This window comes from Clavibacter michiganensis (assembly GCF_021216655.1).
In the GTDB taxonomy this organism is placed as follows: Bacteria; Actinomycetota; Actinomycetes; order Actinomycetales; family Microbacteriaceae; genus Clavibacter; species Clavibacter michiganensis.
In genome coordinates this window covers 1,102,030-1,126,644 of record NZ_CP080437.1, presented here as the reverse complement: position 1 = coordinate 1,126,644, position 24,615 = coordinate 1,102,030, and the positions used below count along the sequence as shown (strand labels likewise).

Sequence of the window (24,615 nt, the reverse complement as noted above, 5' to 3'; positions counted from 1 at the left end):
CTCTCGACGGAAGGCCCCGCCATGTTCGAGAAGATCCTCGTCGCCAACCGCGGGGAGATCGCGATCCGCGCGTTCCGGGCCGCCGTCGAGCTGGGCGCCCGCACGGTCGCCGTCTACCCGCACGAGGACCGGCACTCGCTGCACCGGCTGAAGGCGGACGAGGCGTACCTCATCGGCGAGGAGGGCCACCCCGTCCGGGCGTACCTCGACGTCGACGAGATCATCCGCGTGGCGCTCCAGTGCGGCGCCGACGCCATCTACCCGGGCTACGGGTTCCTCTCCGAGAACCCCGACCTCGCGCGCGCGGCCGCCGACAACGGCATCGTCTTCATCGGCCCCTCCGCCGGGGTGCTCGAGATGGCTGGCAACAAGGTCACGGCCAAGGAGCACGCGACCGCGGCCGGCGTGCCGGTCCTCGCGTCGACGCCGCCGTCGACCGACGTGGAGCTGCTGCTCGAGCAGGCGGAGGGGATCGGCTTCCCGATCTTCGCGAAGGCCGTCGCGGGCGGCGGCGGCCGCGGCATGCGGCGCGTCGAGCGCGCGGAGGACCTCGAGGACGCGCTCCGGGCCGCGATGCGCGAGGCGGACAGCGCGTTCGGCGACCCGACCATGTTCCTCGAGCAGGCGGTGCTCCGGCCGCGGCACATCGAGGTGCAGATCCTCGCCGACGCCACGGGGGAGACCGTGCACCTCTTCGAGCGCGACTGCTCGGTGCAGCGCCGGCACCAGAAGGTCGTGGAGATCGCGCCCGCGCCGAACCTGGACCCCGCGATCCGCGACGCCATGCACGCCCACGCGATCGCGTTCGCCCGGAGCATCGGCTACGTCAACGCCGGCACGGTCGAGTTCCTGCTCGACACCGACGGGCCGCGCGCCGGGCAGCACGTCTTCATCGAGATGAACCCGCGCATCCAGGTCGAGCACACCGTGACCGAGGAGGTGACGGACGTCGACCTCGTGCAGTCGCAGATGCGCATCGCGGCGGGGGAGACCCTCGCCGAGCTCGGCCTCGGCCAGGACGCGATCGTGCTGCGCGGCGCGGCGCTCCAGTGCCGCATCACGACCGAGGACCCGGCGCAGGGCTTCCGCCCGGACACGGGCAAGATCACGACGTACCGCTCGCCGGGCGGCGGCGGGATCCGCATCGACGGCGGCACGGTCGCGACCGGCGCGCAGATCAGCCCGCACTTCGACTCGATGCTCGCGAAGCTCACCTGCCGCGGGCGCGACTTCCCGGCCGCCGTCACGCGGGCCAAGCGCGCCCTGGCCGAGTTCCGGATCCGCGGCGTCTCCACGAACATCCCCTTCCTCCAGGGTGTGCTCGACGACCCCGACTTCCAGGCGGGCGACATCAGCACCTCCTTCATCGACGAGCGGCCGGGGCTCGTGCGCAGCAACGTGTCGAAGGACCGCGGGACGAAGATCCTCAACTGGCTCGCCGACGTCACCGTCAACCAGCCGAACGGGCCGCGCACCGCGGTCGTGCGGCCCGTCGACAAGCTGCCCGACGTCGACCTCCGGCAGCCGGCGCCCGCGGGATCCCGCCAGCGGCTCCTCGAGCTCGGACCCCGCGGCTTCGCCGACGCCCTCCGTGCGCAGACCGCCCTCGCGGTCACGGAGACGACGTTCCGTGACGCGCACCAATCGCTGCTCGCGACGCGCGTGCGCACCCGCGACCTCGTGGCCGTCGCCCCGTACGTCGCGCGCACGACGCCCGAGCTCCTCTCCGTCGAGGCCTGGGGCGGCGCCACCTACGACGTGGCGCTGCGCTTCCTCGGCGAGGATCCGTGGGAGCGGCTCGCGTCGCTGCGCGAGGCGCTGCCGAACGTCGCGATCCAGATGCTGCTGCGCGGCGCCAACACGGTGGGCTACACGCCGTACCCGACGGAGGTCACCGACGCGTTCGTGCAGGAGGCCGCCGCGACCGGCGTCGACGTGTTCCGCATCTTCGACGCGCTCAACGACGTCGAGCGCATGCGCCCCGCGATCGACTCCGTGCTCGCCACCGGCACCACGGTGGCCGAGGTCGCCCTCTGCTACACGGGCAACCTGCTGGATCCCGCCGAGGACCTCTACACGCTCGACTACTACCTCGGCTTGGCGGAGCGGAGCGTCGCCGCGGGCGCGCACGTCCTCGCGATCAAGGACATGGCCGGGCTCCTCCGCCCCGCGGCCGCCGAGCGCCTCGTCACCGCGCTCCGCCGCGAGTTCGACCTCCCCGTCCACGTGCACACCCACGACACGGCGGGCGGCCAGCTCGCGACCCTGCTCGCGGCCAGCCGCGCCGGGGCCGACGCGGTCGACGTCGCGAGCGCGCCCATGTCGGGCACCACGAGCCAGCCGTCGGCGTCCGCGCTCGTCGCCGCCCTCGCGGACACCGAGCGCGACACGGGCCTCTCGCTCGACGCGGTCAGCGACCTCGAGCCGTACTGGGAGGCGGTCCGCCGCCTGTACCGGCCGTTCGAGTCCGGGCTCGCGGGCCCGACCGGGCGCGTGTACCGGCACGAGATCCCCGGGGGGCAGCTCTCGAACCTCCGCCAGCAGGCGATCGCGCTCGGCCTCGCCGACGACTTCGAGCTCATCGAGGACATGTACGCCGCCGCCGACCGGATCCTCGGCCGCATCCCCAAGGTCACGCCGTCGTCCAAGGTGGTCGGCGACCTCGCCCTACAGCTCGCGGCCGCGAAGGCCGACCCGGCCGACTTCGAGCGCAACCCGCAGGACTACGACATCCCCGACTCGGTGGTCGGCTTCATGGCGGGCGAGCTGGGCGACCTGCCCGGCGGCTGGCCGGAGCCGTTCCGCACCCGGGTCCTCCAGGGACGCGACGTGCGCATCGGCGTCACGCCCGTCTCCGCCGAGGACCGCGCCGCGCTGCGCGTGCCCGGCGTCGAGCGGCGGCGCACGCTCAACCACCTCCTGTTCCCGCAGCCGACGGAGCAGTTCGAGACCATCCGCGAGCTCTTCGGCGACCTCTCCGTGCTCGACACCGACGACTACCTGCACGGCCTCCGCCCGGGGCAGGAGCACGCGGTGCGGATCAGCCGGGGCGTCGAGGTCCTCATCGGCCTCGAGGCCGTGGGTGACGCGGACGAGTCGGGGATGCGGACCGTCATGGTCGTCATGAACGGACAGCTCCGCCCCGTCTTCGTCCGAGACCGCGGCATCGCCGTGACCACGACCGCCGCCGAACGCGGTGACCCCGCGAAGCCCGGGCACGTGTCGGCGCCGTTCTCCGGCGTCGTCACGCTGAAGGTGGAGGAGGGCCAGGTCGTCGCCGCCGGCCAGCCCGTCGCGTCCATCGAGGCGATGAAGATGGAGGCGGCCATCACGTCGCCCGTCGCGGGACGCGTGGCGCGCCTCGCGGTGCCGACCACGCAGCAGGTCGACGCGGGCGACCTGCTCGTCGTCGTCGAGCCCTAGGAGATGAGCCACGAGATGACCGACAGCCCGCAGGACCCGCAGCAGGACGAGCGCTACGACCTCGTGATCGTGGGGGCCGGATCCGGCAACTCGATCGTCGACGAGCGCTTCGGCGACCAGCGCGTGCTGCTCGTCGACGACGGCGAGCACTTCGGCGGGACGTGCCTCAACGCCGGCTGCATCCCCACGAAGATGCTCGTGCACGTGGCGGACGTCGCCGCGGAGACCCGCGACGGCGCGGCCCTCGGCATCCGCGCGTCGGTGGACGCCGTGGACTGGCCCGCGATCAGCGCGCGTGTCTTCGGCCGCATCGACGCGATCAGCGAGGGCGGGCGCGAGTGGCGCGAGAGCGGCATGGGGAACGTCACGCTGCTGCGCGAGAGCGTCGGCTTCGAGGCGCCGGGCGTGCTCGTGTCGGCGAGCGGCCAGCGGATCACCGCCGACCGGATCGTCCTCGCGGCCGGCTCCCGGCCCCGGCCGCTGCAGGCGGTCTACGCGCCCGACCCCGACATCCACGACTCCGACTCGATCATGCGCATCGCCCAGCTCCCCGCCTCGCTCCTCGTCGTGGGCGGCGGCTACGTCGCGGCCGAGTTCGCGCACGTGTTCAGCCACCTCGGGGTGCACGTGACGCAGGTCGCCCGCTCCGCGCACCTGCTCGGCAACCTCGACGCCGACGTCTCGACGCGCTTCACGACGCTCGCACGCACGCAGTGGGACGTCATCACCGACTGCGAGGTGGAGGAGATCGAGCGCGACGGCGACGTGCTCCGCTCGCGACTCGCCTCCGGTCACCTGGTCGAGACGGAGGCCGTGCTCGTCGCGCTCGGCCGCGTCCCCAACACCGACACGCTCGCCGTCGCGAACGCGGGCTACGACCTGCACGAGGACGGCCGCGTCGTGGTCGACGACCGGCAGCGCGTCCTCGCGGGCGGCGAGCCGGTGCCCGGCGTCTTCGCGCTCGGCGACATCAGCGCCGACCACCAGCTGAAGCACGTCGCCAACCACCAGGCGCGCGTCGTGCAGCACAACCTGCTGCACCCGGACGACCTGATCGGCGGGGCGCCCGGGCCCGTGCCGCAGGCGGTCTTCTCGCGCCCGCAGATCGGCTCGTTCGGGCTCACGGAGGCGGAGGCCCGCGAGGCCGGACCCGTCGTCACGATCGAGCAGCCCTATTCGTCCACCGCGTGGGGCTGGGCGCTGGAGGACACGACGTCGTTCTGCAAGCTCGTGGTGGATCCGCGCGACGGCGGCACCATCCTCGGCGCGCACATCATCGGCTCGGACTCGGCGGCGCTGATCCAGCCGCTCCTCATGGCCGCCAGCCTCGGCCACCCGGTGACGGGCCTCGCCCGGGCGCAGTACTGGCCGCACCCGGCGGTGACGGAGATCGTCGAGAACGCGCTGCTCGCCGCCGAGTCCGCGGTGGCCGCCTGGGCACGGGAGAATGGCCAGGGCGACGCGCCCGCGGGGGCCGGTCGATCCTGACCCGCCGCCCGCCCAGGACCCACGGAAGCAGAGAATGACTGAACGACAGATCCGCCTGTTCGGCGATCCGGTGCTGAAGACCGTCTCCTCGGAGATCCACGAGATCGACGATGGCGTGCGCGCCCTGGTCGAGGACCTCCTCGACAGCGTCCGGCCCGACGGCCGCGCCGGGGTGGCCGCCGCGCAGATCGGCGTCAACCTCCGCGCATTCAGCTACAACGTGGGTCCGGCGTTCGGCTACGTCCTGAACCCCGTGATCGAGGAGCTGCGCGGCGAGGCCGTCCTCGTCGACGAGGGCTGCCTCTCGGTGCCCGGCCTCTGGTTCCCCACCATGCGCCACCCCGAGGCCGTGATCACCGGCATCGACCTCGAGGGGAAGCCCGTCCGCATCGAGGGCACGGGCGTGCTCGCCCAGGCCTTCCAGCACGAGGTCGACCACCTCGACGGCCTGGTGTACCTCGACCGGCTCGACAAGCAGCGCCGCCGCGAGGCCATGAAGCAGGTGCGCGAGTCCGACTGGTTCTGAGCCGACGGCCCGCGCGTGCGCGGGCCGTCGCTCCTTTCAGTGGACCAGCGAGTGGCCCTCGGTGGTCGGCGCCGCCTCGTAGATCCGCGTGATGACGTCGGCGAAGGCGTCGAGCACCACCTGGCGCTTGATGCTGAGCTTCGGCGTCAGGTGCCCGGCCGCCTCGGTGAGCTCCACGGGCAGCACGACGCACTTCCGGATGGACTCCGCGCGCGACACCGTCGCGTTGGCGGCGTCGACCGCGCGCTGCACCTCGGCCAGCACCGCCGGGTTCTGCGACGCCTGCTCGAGCGTCATCGCGGAATCCTGGCCGTTGTTCGCGAGCCAGACCTTGAGCATCTCGGGATCCAGCGTGATGAGCGCCGAGATGAAGGGCCGGCGGTCGCCCGCCACCACGACCTGCCCGACGAGCGGGTTGGCGCGGATGGGGTCCTCGAGCGCGGCAGGGGCGACGTTCTTCCCGCCGGCCGTGACGATGATCTCCTTCTTGCGGCCTGTGATCGTGAGGTAGCCGTCGGCGTCGTAGCTGCCGAGGTCGCCCGTGCGGAACCAGCCGTCGTCGAAGACGGCCGCGGTCGCCTCCTCGTCCTGCCAGTACCCGTCGAAGACGTTGACGCCCTTCACCTCGATCTCGCCCTCGTCGGTGATCCGCGTGGAGACGCCCGGGAGCGCGGGGCCGACCGTGCCGATCCGGAAGCCCTTCACGAGGTTGACGCTCACCGGGGCCGTCGTCTCCGTGAGGCCGTAGCCCTCGAGGATCGTGAGGCCGAGCGACCGGTAGAAGTGGCCGAGGCGGAGGCCGAGGGGCGCGGATCCGCTGACCGCGAAGCGCACGCGCCCGCCCATCGCCTGCCGGATCTTGGAGTACACGAGCGCGTCGAACACCTTGTACTGGAGCTTGAGCGCCAGCGGCACGGAGCCCGCGTCGACGGCGACCGAGTGCGCGTACGCGACCTCGGCGGCCTTGCGGAAGACCTTGCCGCGACCCGCGCCCTCGGCCTTCTGCTCCGAGGAGTTGTAGACCTTCTCGAAGACGCGCGGCACCGCGAGGAGGAACGTCGGCTTGAACGACGCGAGCGCGGGCAGCAGCTGCGTCGTGTCGGCCTGGTGCCCGGTCTTCACGCCGGCCTGCACGTTGAGGATCGAGATGAAGCGCGCGAACACGTGCGCCGTCGTGATGAAGAGCAGCGTCGACGCTCCGACCCGCACGACCTCCTCCATCGCGACCTCGGCGTTCCGCGAGAGCTCGACGAAGTTCGCGTGCGTGAGGATGCAGCCCTTCGGCCGCCCGGTGGTGCCCGACGTGTAGATGAGCGTCGCCATGTCCGAGCCGACGGCGATGTTCCGGCGACGCTCGATCTCGGCGTCCGGCACGTCGACGCCCTGCTCGGCGAGCTTGTCCAGGTCGCCGAGGTCGATCTGCCAGACGTGACGCACCGCCGGCAGCTCCGGGTGCACCTCGTCGAAGCGCGAGAAGTGGTCGGCGGTCTCGAGGATCATCGCCACCGCGCCGGAGTCCTGCATGTTCCAGTGCACCTGGCCGGGGGAGGAGGTCTCGTAGACGGGCACGAGGACGGCGCCCGCGAAGAACACCGCGAAGTCGACGAGCGTCCACTCGTAGCGGGTCCGGCACATCATGCCGATGCGCTCGCCCGGCTCGATCCCCGCCACCACGAGGCCCTTGGCGAGGGCGACGACCTGGCGGTGGAACTGGGCGGCCGACACGTCGCTCCAGCCCCCGCTCCCGTCCGGCAGCGCGAACAGCGGAGCGTCGGGGCTCGTCCTCACGCGGTGCACCAGGACGTCGGTGATGTTGTCGTCGGGTCTCGCCTCGACGACGGCGGGCATGGTGTGCTGTTCCACGGCAACTCCCTCGGTACCGGAAATGGATGTGGTCAGCCTATCGGCGGGGGACTCCCGGGCGCTCGTCCCCGGTCGGGGGCGTCCGGCACGTCAGTAGGATCGACGGGCGAGACGATGAGGAAGGGCCCGCGGAGTGCATGCAATAGGGATCGACATCGGCGGGACCAAGATCGCGGGGGCGGTGGTCGACGAGCTCGGCATCATCGCGGCGGAGGAGCGCACGCCCACCGAGGCGAGCAGCCCGGACGCGATCGTGGAGGCCGTCGTCGGCATGGTCGAGCGGCTCCGCGCCCTGCACCCCGACGTCGTCGCGGTCGGCGTCGCGGCGGCTGGCTTCATCGACGCCGCGCAGTCCACCGTCTACTACGCCCCGAACATCAACTGGCGCAACGAGCCGGTGCGCGAGAAGCTGCGCGGCCGGATCGACCTCCCCATCGTCATCGAGAACGACGCGAACGCCGCCGGCTGGGCGGAGTTCCGCTACGGCGCGGGCCGCCTCGTCAGCGACATGGTCACCCTCACGATCGGCACGGGCGTCGGCGGCGCGATCGTCGCCGACGACCGGCTCTTCCGTGGCGGCTTCGGCGCGGGCGCCGAGCTCGGCCACATGCGCGTCGTCCCCGACGGCCTGCCCTGCGGCTGCGGCGCCCGCGGCTGCATCGAGCAGTACGGATCCGGCCGCGCGCTCCTGCGCACCGCCGACGAGCTGGCCGACCTCGGCGGCACGCACGGGGAGGGCCTCGCCGCCCGCCGCCGCGAGGTGGGCACGCTCACCGGGCACGACGTCAGCGACCTCATCCAGGCCGGCGACCCCGGCGCCCTCCTCGCCCTCCGCCGCCTCGGCGGCTGGCTCGGCGAGGCCGCCGCGAGCATCGGCGCGATCCTCGATCCCCAGATGTTCGTGATCGGCGGCGGCGTCGCGCAGGCGGGCGACCTGCTGCTCGGCCCCATCCGCGAGGCCTACCTCGCGCACCTCCCGGCCCGCGGGTACCACCCGGAGCCGGAGTTCCGCATCGCCGAGCTCGTCAACGACGCCGGCGTCGTCGGCGCGGCGGACCTCGCCCGTCGCCACGCGGCCGCGCTGCACCACGGGGCCTGACCCGGGGCGCCGGCCTGCGGCGTCGCGCGTGCCCGGCCGCCTATGCTGGATGCGACCCCACCCGGAAGGTGACCGACGATGTTCTACTGGTTCATGAAGAACCTGGTCGCCGGACCCCTCCTCCGGAGCACGTTCCGACCCTGGGTCACCGGGATCGAGAACATCCCCGCCAAGGGCGGCGTGATCCTCGCGAGCAACCACCTGTCCTTCATCGACTCGGTGTTCCTGCCGCTCCTCGTGGACCGCAACCTCGTCTTCCTCGCCAAGAGCGACTACTTCACGGGAACCGGCCTCAAGGGCTGGGCCACCAAGATGTTCTTCACGGCCACGGGCATGCTCCCCATCGACCGCTCCGGCGGCAAGGCGTCCGAGGCGTCCCTCAACACGGGCCTCCGCGTGCTGGCCGAGGGCCGCATGCTCGGCATCTACCCTGAGGGCACGCGCAGCCCCGACGGCCGCATGTACCGAGGCCGCACGGGCGTGGCCCGCATGATCCTCGAGGGCGACGTCCCGGTCGTCCCGATCGCCATGATCGACACCGAGAAGGTCATGCCCATCGGCACCCGCATCCCGAAGGTCCGCCGGATTGGTGTGGTCATCGGCGAGCCGCTAGATTTCAGTAGGTTCGCCGGCCTCGAGGGAGACCGCTTCATCCTCCGCTCCATCACCGACGAGATCATGTACGAGCTCTCGAGGCTGAGCGGCCAGGAGTACGTCGACGTCTATGCGACCTCGGTCAAGGAGAAGCGCGCGAGCGCGGCCCGCTGACCGTCTCCCGCACAGCCTCCACCGCGCACCACGCGCACGACACGAACCGGGATCCCACCGTGGCCTCTGAGCACCTCGTCCCCGCCCACCCCGACGTCCTCGCGGGCCTCGACCACTGGCGCACCCTCGAGGTCAAGCAGCAGCCGCAGTGGCCGGATGCCGCCGCCGTCCATGCCGCGTCCGCCGAGATCGCCCTGCTGCCGCCCCTGGTCTTCGCCGGCGAGGTGGATCTGCTGCGCTCGCGCCTCGCCGCCGCCGCAGACGGCCGAGCGTTCCTCCTCCAGGGCGGCGACTGCGCCGAGACCTTCGCGGGCGCCACGGCCGACGCCATCCGCAACCGCGTGAAGACCGTCCTGCAGATGGCCGTGGTCCTCACGTACGGCGCGGCCATGCCCGTCGTGAAGATGGGCCGCATGGCCGGCCAGTTCGCGAAGCCCCGCTCGAGCGACTCCGAGACGCGCGGCGACCTGACGCTGCCCGCGTACCGCGGCGACATCGTCAACGGCTACGACTTCACGCCCGAGTCGCGCGCGGCGGATCCCGCGCGCCTCGTGAAGGGGTACCACACGGCCGCCTCGACGCTGAACCTCATCCGGGCGTTCACGCAGGGCGGCTTCGCCGACCTCCGTGAGGTGCACAGCTGGAACAAGGGCTTCGCCGCCAACCCGGCGAACCAGCGTTACGAGCAGCTCGCCCGCGACATCGATCGCGCGATCAAGTTCATGGAGGCCGCGGGCGCGGACTTCGACGACCTCAAGCGCGTCGAGTTCTACACCGGTCACGAGGGTCTCCTCATGGACTACGAGCGGCCCATGACGCGCATCGACTCGCGCACCGGCACGCCGTACAACACGTCGGCGCACTTCATCTGGATCGGGGAGCGCACGCGCGACCTCGACGGGGCGCACGTCGACTTCCTGTCGCGCGTCCGCAACCCGCTGGGCGTCAAGCTCGGGCCGTCGACCACGCCCGAGACGGTGCACGAGCTCATCGAGAAGCTCGACCCGGACCGCGAGCCCGGCCGGCTCACCTTCATCACGCGCATGGGCGCCGGCAAGATCCGCGACGCCCTGCCGCCCCTGCTCGAGGCGGTCAAGGCGTCGGACGCCAACCCCCTGTGGGTCACCGACCCCATGCACGGCAACGGTCTCACCACGCCGACCGGCTACAAGACCCGGCGCTTCGACGACGTCGTCGACGAGGTGCAGGGCTTCTTCCAGGCGCACCGGGCGGCGGGAACGCATCCCGGCGGCATCCACATCGAGCTCACCGGCGACGACGTCACCGAGTGCCTCGGCGGATCCGAGCACATCGACGAGGCGACGCTGGCCACACGCTACGAGTCACTGTGCGACCCGCGGCTGAACCACATGCAGAGCCTCGAGCTGGCGTTCCTCGTGGCCGAGGAGCTGGCTGCGGCGCGCAGCTGAGCCCACCTGTCCGACGATGCCCCGCGGCCCTCTGGGCGGCGGGGCATCGTCATGCGCGCTGGGGCAGATCAGCCGGAGGCGGTGATCCCGAGGTTGACCGTCGACCCGCGACGCGCCATCGCCTGCGCATCCGGGCTCGCCGACGCCACACGCGTGATGCTGTTGGGCAGGGCGTCCCAGAACGCGGAGTACGCGTACTTGAAGCCCGCCTTGTCGAGGGCGGCCTTCGCCTCGTCGCGCGTGAGGCCGACGACAGCCGGCACGGCCACGAGGTCGGGACCCTTGGAGATCTCGAGCCCCACCTTGCTGCCGGGGGCGTCGCCGAGTCCCGAGCGCACCGGGGCCTGGTCGAGGGCGTAGACCGAGATGACCTCGCCCGTGTCCACGTCGTCGCTGAAGCTCTGCTTCCCCGGCTCGCCGACGAGACCCGCCTGGGAGAGCGTCGCCTTGGCCTGGTCGACGGATCGACCGTTCACCTGCGGGATCTTGCCGGCGGCGACCACCAGGGTCACGGGCTGCTGCTCCGCGTACTGGGCGCCGATGGGCGCTCCTGACGAGTCCAGCACCTGCACGACCGTGCCTTCGGCGGCGTCGCCGTACTGCCGGATGGTCGCCTCCTGCACGACGAAGGGCACGCCCTCGAGGCGAGTGCGGGCGTCCGCCTCGGCTGCCCCGACCACGTCCGGCACGTCGAGGAGCCGCGGTCCGGTCGACGCGTACAGCGTGACGGTGGATCCCTGGTCGACGGGAGTGCCGGACGCCGGGACGCTGCGCGTCACGTGCCCCACCTCGACGTCCACGCTCGGCTCCTCGGCGCGCGCCACGACGAACCCCTGGCCCTGCAGCGTGCCGGCCGCGTCGTCGACGGCTATCGCCGTCACGGACGGCACCGGCACGCGCGCGCCCGGGCCCTGGCCGTAGTACCAGCCCGTTCCACCGGCGAGGGCGGCGAGCATCACGATGAGGAGCGCGAGCATCCAGCCGCGCGTACGACGGCGGGAACCGGCCGCGGCCAGGGCGACGACGGATTCCGGCTCGGTGCGCTCGGTCTCCTGTCGCGTCGTGACGGGCGGACCGCCCACGACCTGCGTCTCGCCGGTCGTGACGGACGGGAGGGCCGGGGCGCTCGGGAAGACGACGGTGCGCTGGAGCGGAGCCGGGTCCCCCGACCGCGCGTCGAGCCGGTTCTGGACGGCGTAGAGCTCGTCGAGGAGGGCCCGGGCGTCGCGGGGCCGCTGCTCGGGATCCCGGGCGGTCGCCCACAGCACCAGCTCGTCGAGCTCGACCGGCACGGACGCGTTCGCCGTGCTGGGCGTCGGAACCTGGTCGTTCGCGTGCTGGTAGGCGATCTGCATGGGCTGCTCGCCCTTGAACGGCTGCTCGCCCGCGAGCATCTCGTACATCATGATGCCGACCGCGTAGATGTCGCTGCGGGTGTCGGCGATGCCCCGGGTGACGAGCTCGGGGGAGAGGTACGCGATGGTGCCGAGGAGCGCCTGCCCGGTGGCGGTGTTCGCGCTGACGGCGCGCGCGAGCCCGAAGTCGCCGATCTTGATGCGCCCGTCGTCCGCGAGCAGCACGTTCTCGGGCTTGAGGTCGCGGTGGACGATGCCGGCCTTGTGCGCGGCGGCGAGCCCTGAGAGCACCGCCTCGAGGATGTCGAGCGTCTGCTCGGGCGTCAGCCGCTCGTACTCCTGCAGCAGCTCGCGCAGCGTCATCCCAGGGAGGTACTCCATGACGAGGTACGCCATGTCGGAGTCCTGGCCCTGGTCGAAGACGTTCACGACGTTGGGATGCGCCAGCCGCGCCGCCGAGCGCGCCTCCTGGATGAAGCGGTCACGGAACGCGCTGTCGTCGGCGAGGTGCCCGTGCATCACCTTCACGGCGACGCGGCGCTCGAGCCGGAGGTCGGTGGCGACGTATACCGTCGCCATGCCGCCGCGCGCGATGCGGGACCTGACCTGGTACCGACCGTCGAGGAGACGGCCGATCATGGGGTCGGTCGGGCTGGAGGTCACTGGATGATTCTAGGGATCGCGGGTGCCGGGGCCTCCCCGGCACACCGGTGCGCCGCCTGTCGGGTGCGCCTGGGGATCGGGGTCAGCCGATCTCGTCGAGCCAGGCCCAGGCCGATGCCTCCCACTTCGCGTACGCGTCGGGGTAGGCGGAGTACTGCACGGCCTGCGCGGCCTGCGTGACGGTCATCGACTTCCACCCCGCGGTGTCGAGGAGGCCGGCGGTGAGGCCGGGATTCGGGTTGACAGGGCCGCCGAAGAACGCGCGCGCAGCGTAGTAGGGGTCGTGGAGCTGCTCAGGCCTGCCCCAGCCCTGGCTCGGGCGCTGCTGGAACAGCCCGATGGAGTCGCGGTCGCCCCAGTCGAGGTTGCGGAGCGTCGACTCCTGCGCCGCGGTCGCGAGCGCGATGACGAGCCCGTAGTCGCTCACGCCGGCGGAGCGACCGACCTCGACGATGACCCGCGCGTTGCGGCGCATCTCGTCGGTCATGATCGTCGTCCCGTCCAGCGACGCGACCTGCACGACGGCCGTCGACGCGTGCGGGATGGTGAGCTTGCTGCCCGCGTAGATGATGCTCGACCAGTTGAGCCCGTTGGCGTTGAGGAGGTCCTGCACGGTGACGCCGGACTTCGTCGCGATGCTGTGCAGGGTGTCGCCGGTGGCGATCGTGTACGTCCCCGAGAGGCCCTGCTTCGCGGCGGGCGATGCGCTGGCGGGAGCCGAGGGCGCCGACGTCGCGGTGGATCCCGCTCCCGGGATCGTGAGGCGGTTGCCGGGGAAGATGGTGCTCGTCGCCTGCAGGCCGTTCGCCTGGAGGACCGACGACGTCGAGACGCCGTGCTTGCCGGCGATGCCGGTCACGGTGTCGCCCGCGACCACGGTGTAGCTCGCGCCGGCTCCGCTCTTGGTCGCGGAGGGGGCCGCCGTCGAGGCGCCGGATCCGCCGAGCGTGAGCGTCTGGCCGGGGAAGATCGTCGTCTTCCAGCCGAGGCCGTTCTGCGCGAGCACGGATGCGGTGGAGAGGCCGAAGCGCCCGGCGATGGTGGAGACCGTGTCGCCCTGTTCGACCACGTAGGTGGCGGGCGCCGCGGCAGTCGGCGCGGCTGCCGGGGCTGCCGTCGGAGCGGCGACGCGGGGGAGCTTGGTCTGCGTGGGGCCGGACTTGGCCTTGGGCACCCGCTTGACGGGGGCGGCCTCGGCCGGCGTCGCCATGCCGAGGCTCACCGCGAGGGAGCCGACGAGCACGATGGGCATGGTCGCGAGGAGCGCCTTGGAGCGGCGGTTCGTCGAGCGTCCCGTGGCGGTGTCCGAAGACCGGCTGGGGTCGCGAGGAGAGATGGGTTCGGTCATGGGCATGCTGGTCTACTCCGGCCGTCGTGCTCGATTCCCTGATGCAGGTGTTCCACGTTAACACGCAGAGAGAGAAAAGCGCACATAAGGGACGGATGTGACTGGAGTGAACAGCGACACGCGTCTTCGGCGGATAGGCAGCGATCGACGACCCCGGACGTGTCGTCGCCAGGGCACCGGGTCCCGGGGCCGCCTGCGGACGTGCCAGCATGTGAGGCGTGAACGAGCCAAATGCCGACCGTGAGTGGTTGACCGTCCCCGATCTCGTCGACCTCCTGGGTCTCACCGTCAGCCGCGTGCGTCGGCTCATCGAGGACAGGCGGCTGCTGGCCGTCCGTCTCGACGGAGTGCTCAAGGTGCCCGCCGTCTTCCTGCGGGATGGCGAGCCGCTGTCCGAGCTGCGGGGCACCATCATCGTGCTCGGCGACAACGGCTTCACCGACGAGGAGGCCATGCACTGGCTCCTCACGGAGGAGCCGAGCCTCGGTGCGGCCCCCGTGGATGCGCTGCTCGCCGGGCGCAAGGCCGAGGTGCGGCGCGTGGCCCAGGCCAGCGCCTGATCCCCGCCCCCGCGGTGGTCGACGGCCCGACGCGAGCCGCCCGGGTCGCGATCAGGTGACGCGGCGCGTGACGCTGTCGACGAGCAGCTCGAGCTGGTTCTTCGCGCGGGAGCCGATGGGTGCGTCACGCAGCGCCGCCAGGGACTCCCGCACGTGACGCGCGATCATCCCCTCGACCTCGTCGAGGGCCGCGCTCTCACGGAGGATCGACTGGAGCACGCGGATCTGCTCGTCGTCGAGGTCCGGATCCCCGAGGAGCGCGTCCACCGTGCGGCGCACCCCGTCCGGGAGCCGGCGGCGTGCCAGCGCGATGAGGACGGTCCGCTTGCCCTCGCGGAGGTCGTCGCCGCTCGGCTTCCCGGTCATGGCGCTGTCGCCGAAGACGCCGAGCACGTCGTCGCGCAGCTGGAACGCGATGCCGAGCGGCAGCCCGACGGCACGCAGGGCCGTGACCTGCTCGGGCGTCGCCCCGGCCAGGTTCGCGCCGACGACGAGCGGGGCCTCGATGCTGTACTTGGCGGACTTGTAGACGATCACGTTGTGGGCGCGGGCGAGCGTGTCCTCCTCGGGGACGGTCGGCCACGCGACCTCCTCGAGCACATCGAGGTACTGGCCGAGCGTGACCTGGGTCCGCATCATGGCGAGCTCGGCGCGGGTGGCGCGCGCCGCGGACCCGTCCGCCAGCGCCAGGAGCGAGTCGATGAGCAGCTCGTCGCTCCAGCCCAGGAGGAGGTCGCCGAGGAGGGTCGCCCCCGCCTCGCCGAAGCTCGCGGAGGATCCGCCCCAGCCGCTCGCCGCGTGCAGCGCCTCGAAGCGGCGGTGCGCGGCGGGCCGGCCGCGACGCGTGTCGGAGCGGTCGATGATGTCGTCGTGGACGAGGGCCGCGGCGTGGAAGATCTCGAGGCCCGCTGCGACGCCGACTACCGCGCGGTACCCCGGGCGCTCCTCGCCCTGCGGGCGTCCGGCGGGGGAGGGCTCGAGGTCGATGACCGAGCGCCAGCCCCAGTAGCAGAACTGCGCGCGGAACCGCTTGCCGCCTCTCAGCAGATCCGAGGAGAACTCCTGGATGGGCACAAGATCCGGGCTGATCTCCCGGAGTCCCGCCGCCTGCGCCGCCAGGAAGTCGTCGAGGCGGGTCTGGACGTGGCTGACGAGGCGGTCGCTTTCGGGCACCTGCCTAGCCTAGCCAGGGGCAGGGAGCTAGAATTCACGGGTGAACACCAACGCGTCGTCCCGAGCCTGAGGGGAACATGATGCCGCTTTCCGAGCAAGAGCAGCGCCTGCTGGAGGAGATGGAGCGCAGCCTCTATCACAACGACGCAGAGTTCGTGGCGACCGTCAGCGGTCGCCGCAGCAGACCGAACTACACCATGGTCGTGGTCGGGGTGCTGGTCATCGTCCTCGGCATCGCCGCCCTGGCCGCCGGCGTCATCACCAAGCTGGCCATCATCGGCATCCTCGGCTTCGCGGTCATGATCGTCGGAGCGCTCCTGATCTTCAGCCCGCGCGAGGCGGCTGCCGGGGCGTCGTCGCCCACGGCGGCTCCCGCGCCCGGCAGAGGCGGTGCCAAGCGGCCTTCCTCGTCGTCCTCCTTCATGGACAAGATCAACGAGCGCTGGGAGAAGCGCCAGGGCGGTCAGGACTGACCTCCAGCTGAGGCGGTCCTCCACCGCCCTCCACTCGACCCGAAGGGGCCGATCCCGAACAGGGATCGGCCCCTTCTTCTGTCCCCTCCGCCGCCCACACCCCTCCCCAGCGCTCCGCCGGCCGTCCTCGGACCGCCCGTGGGGCGCTTCTGCGTGCCCGCGGCGCGCCGGTCGTCGCATTCCCCTCCACATCCCTCCCCACGAGAAGGGCCAGCAGATCACTGGGATCGGGGGACAGTCCCCGCGAATTCACCCCGCGTCCCTGGCGGTGGGTGGAGGGCTGTGGAGTAAAGTGGAGAAAGTCCTGAACCACGGCCGGAGAGACAGGGGGTGTCGGTGTGTTCCTCGGCACCCATTCGCCTCGTCTCGATGACAAGGGGCGGCTCATCCTCCCCGCGAAGTTCCGCGACGAGCTCGAGGGCGGCGTCGTCATGACGCGCGGCCAGGACCGCTGCATCTACGTGTTCACGACGCGCGAGTTCGAGGAGCTGCACGACCGGATGCGCCAGGCGCCCCTCGCGAGCAAGCAGGCGCGGGACTACATGCGCGTCTTCCTGTCCGGGGCGAACGCCGAGACGCCGGACAAGCAGCACCGCATCACCATCCCGCAGGCGCTCCGAACCTACGCGGGCCTCGACCGCGAGCTCGCGGTCATCGGCGCGGGCAGCCGCGTCGAGATCTGGGACGCCGGCACGTGGGACGAGTACCTCACCGCCAACGAGAGCGCGTTCGCCGACACCGCGGAGGAGGTGATCCCCGGCCTGTTCTGACCCCGGCCCCTGACTCCCAGCCGTCCGACGCCCTGCCGCACTTCCCCGGCGGCAGGTCGGGACGGATGGGGATCAGGAGCCGCGGACAGGACAGCGGGATGCCATGGCACTCGACGACATCCACACCCCCGTCCTCCTCGAGCGGTGCCTCGAGCTGCTCGCCCCCGCCCTCCAGGGCGAGGGCGCAGTGCTGGTCGACGCCACCCTCGGCATGGCAGGCCACTCCGAGGCGTTCCTCGACGCGCTGCCCGGCCTCCGGCTGGTCGGGCTCGACCGCGACCCGGACGCCCTCGCCATCGCGGGGGAGCGGCTCGCGCGCTTCGGCGACCGGGTGCACCTCGTGCACACCGTCTACGACGGCATCGGACGCGCGCTCGACGAGCTCGGGATCGGCGAGGTGCAGGGCGTCTTCTTCGACCTCGGCGTCTCGTCGCTCCAGCTCGACCGCGTCGAGCGCGGATTCTCGTACTCGCAGGACGCGCCGCTCGACATGCGCATGGACGGGACCGCAGGGCTCACGGCCGCGCAGGTCGTCGCCGAGTACGACGAGCTCGAGCTGCGCCGGATCTTCTACGACTACGGCGAGGAGAAGCTCGCCCCCCGCTACGCCAGCCGCATCGTCCAGGCACGCGAGGTGGAGCCGATCACCACGTCGGCGCGGCTGGTGGAGATCATCCAGCAGGCGACGCCCGCCGCGGTGCAGCGGGCCGGGCATCCGGCCAAGCGGGTCTTCCAGGCGCTGCGCATCGAGGTCAACCAGGAGCTGAGCGTGCTGGCCCGCGCCATGCCCGCCGCCGTCGACCGGCTCGCCGTCGGTGGACGCGTGGTCGTCGAGTCGTACCAGTCGCTGGAGGACCGCATCGTGAAGCGCGAGCTGCGCGCCCGGTCCACGAGCACCGCGCCCGTAGGGCTCCCCGTCGAGCTCCCCGAGCACCGTCCGGAGCTCAAGCTCCTCGTCCGCGGCGCCGAGCTCGCGGACCAGCACGAGATCGCCCAGAACCCCCGCGCCGCATCCGTCCGGTTGCGCGCCGCCGAACGAGCCAGGAGGCGACACGCATGACCGATGCAGCACGCGCGACCGCGCGTCCCCGGATCCGGCCGTCCGCCGAGCCGCCCACCCGCCACATCGAGGTCGTCGCCACCCGCGGCCAGCGTCGCGCCCGACCGCGCACCGTCTACGCGGTGATCGTGGTGGGCGGGCTCTTCGCCGTACTCCTCGCGCAGCTGCTGCTCTCCATCGGCCTGTCCGACGGGGCCTACGCGATCCAGTCGCTGCAGCAGCAGCAGAAGGAGCTGGACCGCACCCACCAGTCGCTCACCGAGGACGTCGACCGGCTGTCGTCGCCGCAGAACCTGGCGCGCAACGCGCAGGCGCTCGGCATGGTCGCGAGCGCATCGCCCTCCTTCCTCTCGCTCGACGGAACCATCCAGGGCACCCCGCAGGCGAAGGACGGCGCCACCACGGCGCTCACGGCCGACACCCTCATCGGCAACTCGCTCCTCTCCGGGGTCCCGCTCACCATCGAGAGCGACCCGACGAAGCGCGCGGCCGCGCTCCAGGCCGCGACCGCGCAGGACGGTGCCGCCGCGGTCGACCCCGGCTCGGCCATCCCCGGCTCCGCCGAGGCCTCCGGCGGGGTGACCGCCGGGACCCCGAGCGCGCCTCCCGCGTCCGGCGCGGCCCCCGGGCTAGCGTCGGCCACGTCGATCCCGACCCCGCAGACCCGCTGATCCCGTCCGCCGCCGATAGGCGCAGGCCACCGCACGACACCGCTCCTCCGGAGCACCGCATCGCACCGAAGGCATCGAGAGGAACCCCCGAGTGAGCACGATCTCGAACCGACGGCGCATCGCCTTCTCCCTGATCGCGATCCTGGCCGTCATCGGGGTCTTCGTCGTCAAGCTCATCGACATCCAGGTCGTGCAGGCCACGGAGCTCAATGAGGAGGCGCTCGGCAAGCGGGCCATCTCGCAGACGCTGCCCGGCGTCCGCGGCAGCATCTACGACGCCGACGGCAAGGTGCTCGCGGACAGCGTGCTCCGCTACGACGTCACGATGGATCCGTCCAAGGCCGGCGACTTCACCCGGACGGTGACCGGCGACGATGGCAAGCCCGTGAAGCAGGACGTGTCGCTCGCGGACGCCGAGGCGCAGCTGGGCGCGATCACCGGGCAGAAGCCCGAGGAGATCGACGGGCTCATCACGGGAGCGCTCGACAAGGACCCCAAGTCGCTGTTCGGCTACGTGACCAAGGGCGTCGACGTCGACGCGTACCTCGCCATCCGGGACCTGAAGATCCCGTGGATCTACTTCCAGGCCGTGTCGAGCCGCACGTACCCGAACGGGCAGATCGCGGGCAGCATCCTCGGCTACATCGCGGGCGACGGGACGATCAAGGCCGGGCTCGAGCAGGAGTACGACTCGTGCCTCGCCGCCCAGGACGGCGCGCAGACGTACGAGCGCGGCGCGGACGGCGTGCCCATCGCCGGCAGCACCGTCACGCAGAAGCCGGCCAGGGACGGCAGCGACGTGATGACCAACATCGACACGGACCTCGAGTACTTCGCGCAGACCGCCGTCGCCGAGCAGGCCGTGAAGGTCGGCGCCGACTACGGGCACGCGACCATCGTCGAGGTGAAGACGGGCAAGGTCCTCGCGGTCGCCGAGTACCCGTCCGTCGACCCCAACGACGTGTCGGCCACGAAGCCCGAGGACCGGGGGAGCCGTGCGTTCAGCTCCCCGTTCGAGCCCGGATCCACGCTCAAGGCCGTGACCGCCGCCGCGCTCCTCGACTCCGGCAAGGCCGACGCGGGCACGCACGTGGTCGCGCCCTACACGTTCACGCGTCTGAACGTGAAGCTCAGCGACAGCTACGTGCACCCCGACCTGCACTTCACGCTCGCGGGCGTGCTCATGGACTCCTCGAACACGGGCATCTCGGCGCTCGGCGAGCGCCTCTCGGCCTCCGACCGCTACGACTACCTCAAGGCGTTCGGCGTGGGCGAGAAGACGGCCATCGACTTCCCCGGCGAGAGCAGCGGGCTCGTCCGCCCGTGGCAGGAGTGGGACCCGCAGACGAACTACGCGACCATGTTCGGCCAGGGCCTGACGACGACGGCGCTGCAGGTCGCGAGCATCTACCAGACCATCGGGAACCACGGCGTGAAGCTGCCGCTGTCGCTCGTCTCCGGCTGCAAGGCCGCCGACGGCACCGTGACGGACCAGCCGGACACCACGGGCACGCAGGTCATCTCTCCCCAGGCCGCCGACTCGACGGTGAACATGCTCGAGACGGTCGTCACCGACGGGCACCTCTCCAAGGACCTCACGATCCCGGGCTACCGGGTCGCGGCGAAGTCCGGCACCGCGCAGGTGGCGGAGGCCGACGGCAAGTACGGCAAGAACTACCTGGTGTCGATCGCGGGCCTCGCGCCGGCCGAGGACCCCCAGTACGTCGTGTCGATCAGCCTGGCCAATCCGGATACCATGAAGTCCTCGGCGGCCGCGGCGCCCGTCTTCCAGAAGATCATGTCCCAGGTCCTGAAGACGTATCGGGTGCCCCCCTCCACCGTGCCGTCCCCGAACCTCGCCACGACCTACTGAGAGATGAGGGCGATGACCTCCCCTGCCACTCCCGCCCTCCGCCCCGAGCATCCCGTCGCACGGTCGCTGTCCGGACTGGTGAGCGACTTCGCGCTCGACGTCGTCGGCGACGTGGACGACGTGGAGGTCACCGGCGTCACGCTGTCCTCCGGGGACGTGCAGCCGGGCGACCTCTACGTCGGGCTCCGCGGGGTCCGCGTCCACGGCGCCCGCTTCGCCGCCGACGCGGCGGCGAGCGGCGCGGTCGCGGTGCTGACCGACCCCGACGGGCTGGCCGACGCCCAGGGCTCCGGCCTCCCGGTGATCCTCACCCCCGACCCGCGGGCCGCCGTCGGCGACATCGCCGCGTGGGTGCACCGCTCGGCCGAGAACCCGGCGACGCTGTACGGCGTCACGGGCACCAACGGCAAGACGAGCGTGGTGTACCTGCTCGACGGCCTGCTCCGCCAGCTCGGCGTGGTGACCGGGCTCACGTCCACGGCCGAGCGCCGCATCGGCGAGGAGAGCATCACCAGCCGGCTCACGACGCCCGAGGCGAGCGAGCTGCACGCGCTCCTCGCCCGGATGCGCGAGGCCGAGGTCCGCGCCGTGACGATCGAGGTGTCGGCGCAGGCCCTCACCCGGCACCGGGTCGACGGCCTGGTGTTCGACGTGGCCGCGTTCATCAACCTGAGCCACGACCACCTCGACGACTACGCGGACTTCGAGGAGTACTTCGACGCCAAGGCCGCGTTCTTCGACCCCGACCGCGCGCGCCGCGGCGTCGTCTCGCTCGACACCGAGTGGGGCCAGCGCATCGTCGACGGTTCGCGCATCCCGATGACCACGATCGCCTCGAAGCCCGGCGTCGACGCCGACTGGACCGTCACGGTGCTCGAGCAGACGCCCGACTCCACGGGCTTCCGTCTCGAGGGGCCCGACAACCGCGTGCTCGTCTCCCGCGTGCCCGTCCCCGGCTGGTTCATGGCCGCCAACGCGGGGCTCGCCATCGTGATGCTCGTCGAGTCCGGCTACGACCTCGACGCCGTCGCCCACGTGCTCGACCGCGACGGCGGCATCCAGGCGTACATCCCGGGTCGCGCCGAGCGCGTCTCCGGCGAGACCGGCCCCCTCTTCTTCGTCGACTACGGGCACACGCCCGACGCCTTCGAGCAGACGCTGCAGGCGCTGCGTGCCTTCACGCCCGGCAAGCTCGTGATGGTGTTCGGCGCCGACGGCGACCGCGACACCACGAAGCGCGCCGAGATGGGCGCGATCGCGGCCCGCCTCGCCGACGTCGTGGTCATCACCGACTACCACCCGCGCTACGAGGACCCGGCGTCCATCCGGGCCAGCCTCATCGCGGGCGCGACGGCCGCGGTGCCCGACCGCGAGATCCACGAGGTGCCCGACCCCGCCACGGCGATCCGCACGGCGGTGTCGCTGGTCGGCGAGGGGGACACCATCCTCGTCGCCGGACCCGGGCACGAGGACTACCACGAGGTGGCCGGGCGCAAGATCCCGTTCTCCGCCCGTGACGACGCGCGCGCGGCCCTCCGCGACGCAGGCTGGAGCTGACATGATCGCCCTCACCCTCGCCGAGATCGCCGAGGCGGTCGACGGCCGTCTCCTGCTGCGCGGCGACGCGACCGCGCAGACCGTCGTCGACGGCGCGGTCGACACGGACAGCCGGCTCATCGCGCGCGGCGGGATCTTCGTCGCCAAGCCCGGCGAGGAGACCGACGGCCACCTGTTCGCGCCCCAGGCCGTCGAGGCGGGCGCCGCCCTGCTCCTCGTCGAGCGCGAGCTCGACCTGCCCGTGCCGCAGGTGCTCGTCCCCGACGTCGTCGACGCGCTCGGCCGCCTGGCGCACGAGGTCGTGGCGCGGGTGCGCGCGCTCGGCGACCTGCGGATGGTGGCGGTCACGGGATCCAACGGCAAGACCACCACGAAGAACCTGCTGCACGCGATCCTCTCCACGCAGGGCGAGACCGTGTCGCCCGTCGCGTCCTTCAACAACGAGGTCGGCGCTCCGCTCACCATGCTGAAGGTCACGCGCACCACGCGGTTCCTCGTGGCGGAGATGGGCGCGAGCGGGCTGGGCGAGATCACCCGCCTGATCCGCATGGCCAAGCCCGACGTCGGGATCGTGCTCACCGTGGGCCTCGCGCACGCGGGCGGCTTCGGCGGCATCGAGCGGACGCTCGTGACGAAGACCGAGATGGTGAAGGACCTCCTGCCCGAGGACACGGCCGTCCTCAACGCGGACGACCCGCGCGTCTCCTCCATGAGCGACAAGACGGAGGCACCCGTGCTGTGGTTCGGTCGCGATGCCCGCGCCGCCGTCCGCGCGACCGACATCGTCGCGTCCGCGGCCGGCACGACCTTCACGCTGCACCTGCCGGACGGGTCCGAGCGTCCGGTGTCCTTCCGCGTGCTCGGCGAGCACCACGTCACCAACGCGCTGGCCGCGGCTGCGGGCGCCTGGGCCCTCGGCGTCGACGGCGACGCCATCGTCTCCGCGCTCCAGACCGTGCAACGCGCCGAGCGCTGGCGCATGGAGGTGCTCGGCGGCAACGGCGTCACGATCATCAACGACGCATACAACGCGAGCCCCGACTCGATGGCGGCGGCGCTCCGCACGCTCGCGCAGATCCGCGGGCCGGAGCAGCGCACGGTCGCCGTGCTCGGCGAGATGAGCGAGCTCGGCGAGTTCTCCGAGGAGGAGCACGACCGCGTGGGCCTCCTCGCGGTGCGCCTCAACATCGGCCAGCTCGTCGTGGTCGGCCGCCCCGCGCGCCGCCTGCACCTCGAGGCCATCGCGCAGGGCTCGTGGGACGGCGAGTCGATCTTCGCCGAGGACGCGGCCGAGGCCCGCGAGATCCTCGACCGGATCCTCCGCGACGGCGACCTCGTGCTCGTGAAGTCGTCCAACTCCGCCGGGCTCCGCTTCCTCGGCGACGAGCTGGGGGAGAAGTACGCGTGGTAGCCCTCCTCTTCGCGGGCGCGTTCTCGCTCGCGTTCACGCTCTTCCTGACGCCGCTGTTCATCAAGCTGTTCCACCGGCTGCAGTGGGGCCAGTTCATCCGCGACGACGGACCGCAGACCCACCACACCAAGCGCGGCACCGCCACGATGGGCGGCATCGTCATCATCCTGGCGAGCGTGCTCGGCTACTTCGTGGGGCACCTGCTCACGTGGGACGGGATCCGCTTCGACCCCGTGACGCCGTCCGGCCTGCTGGTCGTGTTCATGATGGTCGGCCTCGGCTTCGTCGGCTTCCTCGACGACTACCTCAAGACCCGCAAGCAGCAGTCGCTCGGGCTCGGCGGCTGGCAGAAGATCGCCGGCCAGGTCGTCGTCGCGACCGTGTTCGCGGTGCTCGCCATCACGCTGCGCGACCCCGTGTCCGGCCTCACGCCCGCATCCACCGCCATCAGCCTGTTCCGCGACCTGCCGCTCGACTTCATGGCGCTCGGGGCGGTCATCGGCACGGGCCTCTTCATCGTCTGGATCTGCCTCATCGTCGCGAGCGCCTCGAACGGCGTGAACGTGGCCGACGGGCTCGACGGCCTCGCGGCGGGCGCGTCGATCTTCTCGATCGGCTCCTACGTCATCATCGGCTTCTGGCAGTTCAACCAGTCCTGCGACAGCGTCTCCAGCTACCAGAACGAGTACCGCTGCTACGAGGTGGCGAGCCCGCTCGACCTCGCGATCATCGCGGCCTCCATCGTGGGAGCGCTCATCGGCTTCCTCTGGTGGAACACGTCACCCGCGCAGATCTTCATGGGGGACACCGGCTCGCTCGGCCTCGGCGGCGCGCTGGCGGCCCTCGCGATCCTCAGCCGCACCGAGCTGCTGCTCGTCTTCATCGGCGGCCTGTTCGTGATCGTCGCGGGCTCGGTGGTGCTCCAGCGCATCTACTTCAAGCTCACGCACGGCAAGCGCATCTTCCTGATGAGCCCGCTCCACCACCACTTCGAGCTGAAGGGCTGGGCGGAGGTCACGGTCGTCGTGCGCTTCTGGATCATCGCCGGGCTGCTCGTGGCGGCGGGCGTCGGCACCTTCTACCTGGAATGGATCACGCAGTAGA

Annotated in this window: 19 protein-coding genes; 15 read left to right on the top strand and 4 right to left on the bottom strand. The window is 71.8% G+C overall.

The features are described 5' to 3' along the window. Positions 1–21: 21 nt before the first annotated feature. Genes K0V08_RS05210 through K0V08_RS05200 form a run of 3 tightly spaced genes read left to right on the top strand, consistent with a single transcriptional unit; the run spans position 22 to position 5,437 of the window. On the top strand, positions 22–3,423 hold the full coding sequence (locus tag K0V08_RS05210) for a pyruvate carboxylase (RefSeq protein ID WP_079533456.1): 3,402 nt from the start codon (positions 22–24) through the stop codon (positions 3,421–3,423). 15 nt (positions 3,424–3,438) lie between these two features. Beyond that, positions 3,439–4,911, top strand: coding sequence for a mycothione reductase (locus tag K0V08_RS05205; RefSeq protein ID WP_012038566.1), 1,473 nt, complete (start codon positions 3,439–3,441; stop codon positions 4,909–4,911). Positions 4,912–4,945: 34 nt separating this feature from the next. Further along, a complete protein-coding gene (locus K0V08_RS05200; protein ID WP_012038565.1) occupies positions 4,946–5,437 on the top strand; it encodes a peptide deformylase in 492 nt (163 codons plus the stop codon). A 36-nt stretch (positions 5,438–5,473) separates the two neighbouring features. Here K0V08_RS05200 and K0V08_RS05195 read toward each other — a convergent pair whose 3' ends face one another. Next, positions 5,474–7,300 carry an AMP-dependent synthetase/ligase gene (locus K0V08_RS05195; RefSeq protein ID WP_079533454.1) on the bottom strand — a complete coding sequence of 609 codons (1,827 nt, stop codon included), beginning with the start codon at positions 7,298–7,300 and terminating at the stop codon, positions 5,474–5,476. Positions 7,301–7,433: 133 nt separating this feature from the next. On the opposite strand from K0V08_RS05195, the gene K0V08_RS05190 reads away from it, so the two are divergent. From K0V08_RS05190 to K0V08_RS05180, 3 genes are all read left to right on the top strand, one after another. Beyond that, a complete protein-coding gene (locus K0V08_RS05190) occupies positions 7,434–8,399 on the top strand; it encodes an ROK family glucokinase (RefSeq protein WP_079533452.1) in 966 nt (321 codons plus the stop codon). A gap of 78 nt (positions 8,400–8,477) precedes the next feature. Further along, positions 8,478–9,167: a lysophospholipid acyltransferase family protein gene (locus K0V08_RS05185; protein ID WP_012038562.1), complete on the top strand. Its 690-nt coding sequence runs from the start codon at positions 8,478–8,480 to the stop codon at positions 9,165–9,167. Between the two features lie 59 nt (positions 9,168–9,226). Then, positions 9,227–10,597, top strand: a complete 1,371-nt coding sequence (locus K0V08_RS05180) for a class II 3-deoxy-7-phosphoheptulonate synthase (protein WP_012038561.1) — start codon at positions 9,227–9,229, stop codon at positions 10,595–10,597. Positions 10,598–10,665: 68 nt separating this feature from the next. Here K0V08_RS05180 and pknB read toward each other — a convergent pair whose 3' ends face one another. Beyond that, entirely contained in the window at positions 10,666–12,615 is a 1,950-nt protein-coding gene (gene pknB / locus K0V08_RS05175; RefSeq protein WP_079533450.1) for a Stk1 family PASTA domain-containing Ser/Thr kinase, read from the bottom strand. A gap of 82 nt (positions 12,616–12,697) precedes the next feature. Next, positions 12,698–13,969: a LysM peptidoglycan-binding domain-containing protein gene (locus tag K0V08_RS05170; protein WP_079533448.1), complete on the bottom strand. Its 1,272-nt coding sequence runs from the start codon at positions 13,967–13,969 to the stop codon at positions 12,698–12,700. Positions 13,970–14,181: 212 nt separating this feature from the next. Here K0V08_RS05170 and K0V08_RS05165 point away from each other — a divergent pair, with 212 nt between their 5' ends. After that, positions 14,182–14,523 (top strand): Rv2175c family DNA-binding protein, encoded by a 342-nt coding sequence (locus tag K0V08_RS05165; RefSeq protein ID WP_079533446.1) that lies wholly within the window; start codon positions 14,182–14,184, stop codon positions 14,521–14,523. Positions 14,524–14,574: 51 nt separating this feature from the next. On the opposite strand, the gene K0V08_RS05160 is transcribed toward K0V08_RS05165, so the two are convergent. Further along, positions 14,575–15,696, bottom strand: a complete 1,122-nt coding sequence (locus K0V08_RS05160; protein WP_012038557.1) for a polyprenyl synthetase family protein — start codon at positions 15,694–15,696, stop codon at positions 14,575–14,577. Positions 15,697–15,773: 77 nt separating this feature from the next. Here K0V08_RS05160 and K0V08_RS05155 point away from each other — a divergent pair, with 77 nt between their 5' ends. From K0V08_RS05155 to mraY, 8 genes are all read left to right on the top strand, one after another. Beyond that, positions 15,774–16,169 carry a DUF3040 domain-containing protein gene (locus K0V08_RS05155; RefSeq protein WP_079533444.1) on the top strand — a complete coding sequence of 132 codons (396 nt, stop codon included), beginning with the start codon at positions 15,774–15,776 and terminating at the stop codon, positions 16,167–16,169. 338 nt (positions 16,170–16,507) lie between these two features. Further along, positions 16,508–16,939: a division/cell wall cluster transcriptional repressor MraZ gene (gene mraZ, locus K0V08_RS05150; protein WP_012038555.1), complete on the top strand. Its 432-nt coding sequence runs from the start codon at positions 16,508–16,510 to the stop codon at positions 16,937–16,939. A gap of 103 nt (positions 16,940–17,042) precedes the next feature. After that, a complete protein-coding gene (rsmH, locus tag K0V08_RS05145; RefSeq protein ID WP_079533442.1) occupies positions 17,043–17,999 on the top strand; it encodes a 16S rRNA (cytosine(1402)-N(4))-methyltransferase RsmH in 957 nt (318 codons plus the stop codon). After that, complete coding sequence (ftsL, locus tag K0V08_RS05140) at positions 17,996–18,670, top strand: cell division protein FtsL (RefSeq protein ID WP_079533440.1); 675 nt, start codon at positions 17,996–17,998, stop codon at positions 18,668–18,670. The genes rsmH and ftsL overlap by 4 nt, the downstream gene beginning before the upstream one ends. A 91-nt stretch (positions 18,671–18,761) precedes the next feature. Next, on the top strand, positions 18,762–20,543 hold the full coding sequence (locus K0V08_RS05135; RefSeq protein WP_079533438.1) for a peptidoglycan D,D-transpeptidase FtsI family protein: 1,782 nt from the start codon (positions 18,762–18,764) through the stop codon (positions 20,541–20,543). A 12-nt stretch (positions 20,544–20,555) separates the two neighbouring features. Further along, complete coding sequence (locus K0V08_RS05130; RefSeq protein WP_079533436.1) at positions 20,556–22,100, top strand: Mur ligase family protein; 1,545 nt, start codon at positions 20,556–20,558, stop codon at positions 22,098–22,100. 1 nt (position 22,101) lies between these two features. Next, the gene (locus K0V08_RS05125; protein ID WP_079533434.1) at positions 22,102–23,511 is read left to right on the top strand and encodes a UDP-N-acetylmuramoyl-tripeptide--D-alanyl-D-alanine ligase; all 1,410 of its coding nucleotides are present in this window, start codon (positions 22,102–22,104) and stop codon (positions 23,509–23,511) included. After that, positions 23,505–24,614, top strand: coding sequence for a phospho-N-acetylmuramoyl-pentapeptide-transferase (mraY, locus tag K0V08_RS05120; RefSeq protein ID WP_012038549.1), 1,110 nt, complete (start codon positions 23,505–23,507; stop codon positions 24,612–24,614). The genes K0V08_RS05125 and mraY overlap by 7 nt, the downstream gene beginning before the upstream one ends. Position 24,615: the final 1 nt, after the last annotated feature.